Consider the following 6,930-nt stretch of genomic DNA (forward strand, 5'->3'; position numbering starts at 1 on the left):
CAGGGTCACGTGGCTTTCCGCCTCGGCGTCCAGGGCGATGCCCTCCTTCAGCTTCAGCCGCCCCGCCACCACTTCGAAGCGCGGATCATCCACGCTGAGCACCGCCGTATCCCCGGCATCCCCATCGCTCACACGCACCGCGCCCAGATCCGCCCCGGCGGCATTCTCGCGCAGCGGCGCAAGATCCACCTCAACCCCGTCCGGCGCCTCGTTCACATCCACAACCGGGATCTCAAGCACCTGCGCGTGGCTCAGGCCCCCCGCATCGGTGGCGTCGGTTTGATCAAAAGCGAGGGTCCCTTGCGAAACCTTGGAAAACCGGATCGTTTGGGAAACAGAAAGTTCGGCACTTGCTAATGTTTCGCCAAACGCCTCGGGGGTGCTTTGCAGTCGCGCGTCATAGCCAGCCCAATCTGGCGTAGGGGACAGATCATCAGCCCCAGACACATCTGGTGCAAAAAAGTTCTCCCTCTCCAACGATACCAAATGTGCTTGAAACCCAAAAGGCTGTTCCGGATGGTCGTGATGCTGAGGGCCATCACTGAAGCTGGGAAGGGTTGAAGCCGCGTCAGGCATGCCACCGCCAAGGACATCATCCAATCTTCTGCTGTCGCGTGAAGGCCCGGAACCTGCATCATAGGTATCAACTGACCCCACCGCTGCATTGACCTCAGCGAACTGCGTGCCCCATTCTGTGCCAGACCCATAGTGCAAGGTCCCTCGTGTTACATCCGTATCTTCGGAGCTTTCACCGGCTGCAGCAATGGAAGCCACCGCTTTCTCGTCCCCTCGCTTTAGCCCGGCCGAAGCTGATTCAGCACCGATGACGCCTGTACCGACCTGAGATTCAGGAGTGACTTCAATATCTTTCGCCAACGGCGGGTTTTTATCTTCTGGGCGCATACAAATCTCCTGTCAGCAAAAGATTTGCGTCAGGACGTTAAAAGCCACTGAACTCATGCCCAGAAACTCATTCAAATAGTTCATATTTTTAATTTGCTCGAAACCGTTCGAAAAGACTTGGCCGCTAATCAGAACTGGAAAAACAAATTGGCATCTGCTGGCTAATATGACTCAAAGAACCAACTCTCTCACATCAATTGAGGCGCCTAGACTTGGCGCCACTGTTCTCACGGGTTCTCTGGCACTGAACCTTCTCGCACTTGGTATGCCGTTGGTCATGCTGCAAATATTCGATCGTGTGATTCCAAACTCTGCACACGCCACACTAGGCTCTTTTCTGGTTTTTCTGATCGCAGTGAGCTCAGCAGAACTGATTTTTCGGATTTGTCGAATCGTTCTGGTTGGCCATGAAGGCACGCGGTTCGAAACCCGCCTTTCCGATGCTGCCTGCCAGAAAGTGCTTCGTACAGTCCCAAGTGCTCATGAGCGCGACGGGGTTGGGGTTCATTTCGAACGCTTTGGCGCCGTCGCGCAATTGCGGGAGCATTACTCCGGGCAGGGACGTTTGCTGATCATTGACCTTCCGTTCACGATGATTTTCGTCGGTATGATTGGGTTGATAGGTGGATGGTTGATCGCCGTTCCGCTGACGATTTTTTCAGTCATTCTCGTCGTAACCCAATTGATGAAGCGACGGCAAACCGAGGTACTAGAGCAGCGCAAGACTGTGGACGGGCGAAGGTACTCATTCTTGATAGAGTTCCTGACGCAAATCGGAACGGTGAAAGCCAACCGGATGGAGCAACAAATGTTGCGCCGGTATGAAATGCTGAACCGGCAATCTGTTTCTGCAAGCCGGGCGACAATCTGGCTGTCAAGTCTATCCCAATCCGTGGCCGCGATATTGGGACAAGCTGCCGTCGCAGCGATGGGCCTGTTCGGCGCATTTCTGGTCGTTCAGGGCCAGATTGGCGTCGGCGAATTAGCTGCTTGCATGCTTTTGAACGGCCGAACAACGCAGCCATTGCTAAAGCTACTCGGCATGATGATGCAGGGTGAAACCGTGACCCAGGCCCAAACCAGGCTCGCGGAACTAGATGCAAAACCGATGCGAAAGGCGCCAAGCAAACATGTGGAATTGAAAGGCGCACTTTCCTTCAGAGATCTTGGTTTTCGCCACCCCAAGAGCGGAAAAATCTTGTTTCAGGGTGTCACGACTGAAATCAGACAAGGCGAGTTCGTTTGTATCAACGGGGCTGATGGCGGCGGCCGCACGTCTTTGATGCGGATGATACTCGCCGAGCAAGCCCCGTCGATGGGGTCAATGCGAATTGATGGCAAGCCGCCCTCACTTCACGCCAATAGTCGCGGCCATGGTGGGATTATGTTCGTCGACCAAGTGCCCACAGCGTTCCGCGGTACAATCTTTGAAAATGTTTCCATGTTCGGAATGGTCAAGGACCAAAAACACATCATGGACATCTGCGAGAGGCTAGGGTTGGACACCGAAGTTCGAGCTATGCCACTTGGCTACCAAACAATGCTAAGCGCGGATGCAGGGCCACAATCACGGGGTCTTCTTCAAATGGTTTGCCTTGCCAGGGCACTGGCTTTGCAACCCAAGATCCTTTTGCTCAACCACGCCACTTCCGCGTTGGATGACAGCGCCACAAATCTTGCCGCTACGGTTCTCGGCGACTTTTCACAGGCCATGACTGTGCTCATGACGAGCACACAAGGCAGCATGAAAGCCCTGGCAAGGCGAGACCTATCGCTTACGCAACACCCCCTTAGCACCTACCACATGTGGGACTGCGACAAGATTCAAGACACGGCCACCTCAGTGCATCAAGCGGCGCAATCAGCATGAACACAATCGCGTTCTCCACGGGCCTGTCCCTTCTGAGCCGCTTTGTCGAAACTTCAGGCTGGCAAACTTCGCGCTCAGGATTGATGCAAGCTGTTCCGCATTTGACCGAACGCGTAACCGCATCCGACTGTATCACTGCACTACGAAACCTTGGGCTCGATCTAACCTTTGTCACGGGGACAACCTGCGAACTGTCCAACACTGACCTTCCGGCGCTGCGCATAGCCGACGAGGGGAGCGTTTCTATTATTCTTGCACGCCGAGACGACGATGTACTGATCGAACAGGACCCCGATGCTAGCGCGCCAAAGTGGGAACCAATAAGTCGTCAAAAGGCAACCTTCGTCCAAATCGGTAAATCAAGTGATGGCGCCTCAAAGGCCAATATCATCGATTTTCGAGGACTTCTGCGGCAGTTCAGAACAACTTGGATTGCATTGTTTTTTGCGTCGTTGGCCACAAACACAATGGCTCTGGCTGGTCCTGTCCTGATTATGGTGATTTACGATCGCGCCATCCCAACAAATGCGACAGAACTGATCCTCGCCTTGGCAATCGCCATGTGCATTGTAATGCTTACGGATTTCACGCTGCGATCTATCCGAGGTAAGGCGGTCGCGTATATGGGCGCCTCGATGGAGGGTCGGCTGGGTTTAGGGCTATTTCGCAAACTGTCGGCCCTGCCTCTCAACGAACTTCGAAAGAGCGATGTTGATCAACAAATTGCCCGCCTCAAACAGTTCGAGGGCATGAGAGAACTGTTTTCTGGACCGGTTTTTTCGACACTACTCGACATTCCGTTTATATTTTTATTTCTCGCCATCTTGTTTGCTATCAGTCCAGCCATTGGCGGGACCATGCTCATTGCCTGCTGTGTGTTTGCCGTCGCAGCATGGGCAACCATCGGGCCTCTTGCTCGTCGAAACGATGCAGCAGGAAAAGCACGAACAGCCCATCAAAAGCTGCTGTTTGAAACCATCCAAACCCAAAGGACCCTACAGCATCTAGGCGCACAGGAGCTTTGGGCAGCGCGTCATCACCGCCTCGCCAAGACAAGCGCTGCCCTATCTGGCAAAGCACGCCGATTTCAGTTGTCGTGCCAAGCCCTAGGGCAAAGCATCATGACACTCTCAGGTATTGCAGCGGTTTTTCTTGGCACACAATTGGCAATGTCGAACGCGCTGAGCTTTGGTGCATTGGTTGCGGTAATGTCCTTGGTTTGGAAGTGCCTTGCTCCGGTAAATGCTCTCTATTCCAACCTCCCGCAAATTCAGGGTGTTTTCAAAAGCAAACGACAAATCGATCGCGTTTTTGGGCTCACCGAAGAATTTACGCGGGGGGCAGCTCTTTCAAACTTCAAAACATTCCGCGGGAGCATATCGTTGGCCAATGTGTCGTTCCGATTCAACGGAAGTGCAGAGGCCAGCCTGCAAAACCTTGGCTTCGAGATCGAGGCTGGAGAATGTGTAGTCATTGTTGGCTCGAACGGAAGCGGCAAGACAGCCTTGCTTGATTTGCTGGACGGTTTACACACTCAATCAAGCGGAACTGTGAAGTTTGACGGGGTGGAAAGCCGACAGATCGCAGTAGACGATCTGCGGCACATGATCGGCTATGCCCGCCAACTGCCAGAGTTTTTTCACGGAACCGTATGGCAGAATTTTCAACTCGCTTGTCCAGATCTGACAAGAACCACGCTCCAAACAACAATCGAGCAACTCGGGTTGGCGAATGACATCCATCATTTTCCTGAAGGGCTGGACACTCGAATGACAGAGGCTTTTCGCAAAACCTTGTCTGGCTCGACTTTGCGCGCCCTATCGCTAGCACGCTGCCTCAGTCGGCCAGCATCCATTTATATATTTGACGATCCAACAAATGGCCTTGAGCCAACACGTGTGACGGCTTTCACCACAACCCTGAAAGAACTTAAGGGCCAAAAGACTCTCATACTCGCAAGCGCGCACCCTGAACACTTGGCTATGGCTGACAGAATAATATGCCTCGAGGAAGGGCGCATCGTGATGAACGACCTGGGCGACGTCGCCAGAAGAAAAGCCGCTGCACTACGAAATCGATATAAAGGGGCAAAATGACCGACATCCAAGCGAACTCGCAAGTAGAAGACCGTCACAAGGCCAAGGTCGGACTGTTCGTTCAAGCAGAACGGCGAAGAGATGCCCGTCAGCCAGCAACAGCTCGCGCCACTATGATAACTCTAGTTCTATTTGTGGCCGCCGGCTTGGTTTTCGCGGCAGTCACTCCGCTCCGAGAACTTGTCAGAGCATCTGGAACAATTGTCCCGACTGGACGATCGATTGCGATCGAACATTTGAACGGGGGCATCGTCGCGGACGTGTTTGTTTCTGAAGGGGAGAGGGTCAAAAAGGGCGACCTTCTGGCAATTCTTGACTCACCAGAGCTTACTCGCAACGTGGCCAGAGCAAGAGATTCACTGGCGCATGTGGAACACCGCCTTGCGGGAACATTGGGCCTGCTTTCTTTGATGAAATTCAGCACTGGGGAAAGCCCCCATTTCCTTGAAATGGACACGGCCTTAGTGGAAAATGAACATGCGGACGCTCGGCAAGCCTTGTTCGTTGAACGCCAACGGGTCCTGCAAAGCCAGATCGAACAGGCTACGATCATGATCGAGACACTTGAGAATGCACGGGATATCGCCGTGAAACGTGCCCATGGGCAGGAAGATCAAGTCTCAAGATTCTCAAACCTAGCGCAACAAGGCCATGTTTCAGCTTTCACGCTTATTGCGGCAGAAGACCGGTTGGGTGAACTACGTGGTGAACTAGCATCTGCGGAAGTCGCTCTTGCGCGTGCAGTCGGTCAGCAAGCTACTGATATTGCGAAATTAAAGGACAACGAACTCGCGCATGGCGAAGCACTGTTAAAAGAGGCTTATGACTTAAGAGAACAACAAGAGACCTTGAAAACTGAATTAAAAGGGCTCCTCACCCAAGTCGATGCCTTGAGCATTCGTGCTCCGAGGGGCGGGGTTATCCAATCTGTGGCCTTTCCCATGACGGGCGAAGTGATCGGCCCTGACACCGAACTCTTTGAACTCTTTCCGGATGCCGCGACACTTGTGGCAGAAGTGCAGGTGGAACCTAAAGATATTGGACACATTAGCGTCGGTGATAGTGTTTCATTGAAATTGCAAACTTTCGATTTCAGACGATACGGGGGGACCTCTGGAGTGATCGAAAGCTTGTCGCCTACGAGCGTGACTCAAACGGATGGCGCCACCTTTTACCGCGCTGTCGTCAGCCTGGACGACTCACATGTCGGTAGCGACGAGGACAAACGTCGTATCCAAATTGGCATGGAGGCGGCAGCCGAGATCCAAACTAACAGCCGCACCATTTTACAGTATATGTTAAAGCCTCTGGACTCCTCTCTCAGAGCCATTTTGACAGAGCGATAGAGAGTTCAGAAGGTTTCGCACTGGGGGCAAAGCGGGCGACCGAACCCATAGTACACTCCGGAACTGTGGGTTTTCACGTGTGTGGAACCTTGAACCACACAGCCCTTTACCACTTCTGGGAAAAGGCTGGCGTTCCGCGGCGTCGCGCGCGGATCAAACCGCGCACCGATGCTGACGTACCCCCCCTAACGGCCGCGCTTGTTAGTTCGCTCTGTTCAGGATGAAGACTTTATGCGTGTTGATTTCTGCTGAGAAGTGACCCGGTATTTTCACCGAGAATTGACCCACCCTTGTTTATTCCTCGGCGGTTATGTTGTGGTCAATGCTGGTGTGTCCTTTCTTGTTTTCTTGGCGGCTTCGGAGCTGGCTTTGAAGCGGTAGCTGTCGTTGCCGGTTTCCAGGATGTGGCATCGGTGTGTGAGCCGGTCCAAGAGCGCGGTTGTCATCTTTGCATCCCCGAAGACCTGCGCCCATTCTGAGAAGCTGAGGTTTGTGGTGATGATCACGCTGGTGCGCTCGTAGAGTTTGCTCAGGAGGTGGAACAAGAGCGCGCCGCCTGATGAGCTGAACGGCAGGTATCCCAGTTCGTCGAGGATGACCAAGTCGACCTTGGTGAGCATCTCGGCCATTTTCCCGGCCTTCCCGAGCGCCTTTTCCTGTTCCAGCGCGTTGACGAGTTCCACCGTCGAGTAGAAGCGCACCTTGCATCTGTGAT

5 protein-coding genes are annotated in these 6,930 nt (G+C 53.5%); 3 read left to right on the top strand and 2 right to left on the bottom strand.

Going from position 1 to position 6,930, the window contains the following annotated elements; genetic code table 11:
* Window positions 1–903, bottom strand: a 903-nt coding sequence (locus tag E2L05_RS20825; protein ID WP_208016261.1) for a hypothetical protein, incomplete at its 3' end; no start/stop codon positions are given.
* A gap of 166 nt (window positions 904–1,069) precedes the next feature.
* Here E2L05_RS20825 and E2L05_RS14455 point away from each other — a divergent pair.
* Genes E2L05_RS14455 through E2L05_RS14465 form a run of 3 tightly spaced genes read left to right on the top strand, consistent with a single transcriptional unit; the run spans window position 1,070 to window position 6,215 of the window.
* Window positions 1,070–2,773 (top strand): ABC transporter transmembrane domain-containing protein, encoded by a 1,704-nt coding sequence (locus E2L05_RS14455; protein ID WP_133343611.1) that lies wholly within the window; start codon window positions 1,070–1,072, stop codon window positions 2,771–2,773.
* Window positions 2,770–4,869: a peptidase domain-containing ABC transporter gene (locus E2L05_RS14460; RefSeq protein WP_133343612.1), complete on the top strand. Its 2,100-nt coding sequence runs from the start codon at window positions 2,770–2,772 to the stop codon at window positions 4,867–4,869. The genes E2L05_RS14455 and E2L05_RS14460 overlap by 4 nt, the downstream gene beginning before the upstream one ends.
* Complete coding sequence (locus tag E2L05_RS14465) at window positions 4,866–6,215, top strand: HlyD family type I secretion periplasmic adaptor subunit (RefSeq protein WP_133343613.1); 1,350 nt, start codon at window positions 4,866–4,868, stop codon at window positions 6,213–6,215. Before E2L05_RS14460 ends, E2L05_RS14465 begins: the two co-directional genes overlap by 4 nt.
* Before the next feature lie 308 nt (window positions 6,216–6,523).
* Here the strand turns inward: E2L05_RS14465 and E2L05_RS14470 are convergent.
* On the bottom strand, window positions 6,524–6,930 hold a 407-nt coding region (locus E2L05_RS14470), incomplete at its 5' end, for an ATP-binding protein (RefSeq protein WP_165971777.1).

The organism is Meridianimarinicoccus aquatilis (assembly GCF_004358675.1).
In the GTDB taxonomy this organism is placed as follows: Bacteria; Pseudomonadota; Alphaproteobacteria; order Rhodobacterales; family Rhodobacteraceae; genus Meridianimarinicoccus; species Meridianimarinicoccus aquatilis.

Bases quoted from the DNA above. Each gene is read 5' to 3' on its own strand.
- E2L05_RS14455 (WP_133343611.1), top strand. From the start codon at position 1,070: ATGACTCAAAGAACCAACTCTCTCACATCAATTGAGGCGCCTAGACTT.
- E2L05_RS14460 (WP_133343612.1), top strand. From the start codon at position 2,770: ATGAACACAATCGCGTTCTCCACGGGCCTGTCCCTTCTGAGCCGCTTT.
- E2L05_RS14465 (WP_133343613.1), top strand. From the start codon at position 4,866: ATGACCGACATCCAAGCGAACTCGCAAGTAGAAGACCGTCACAAGGCC.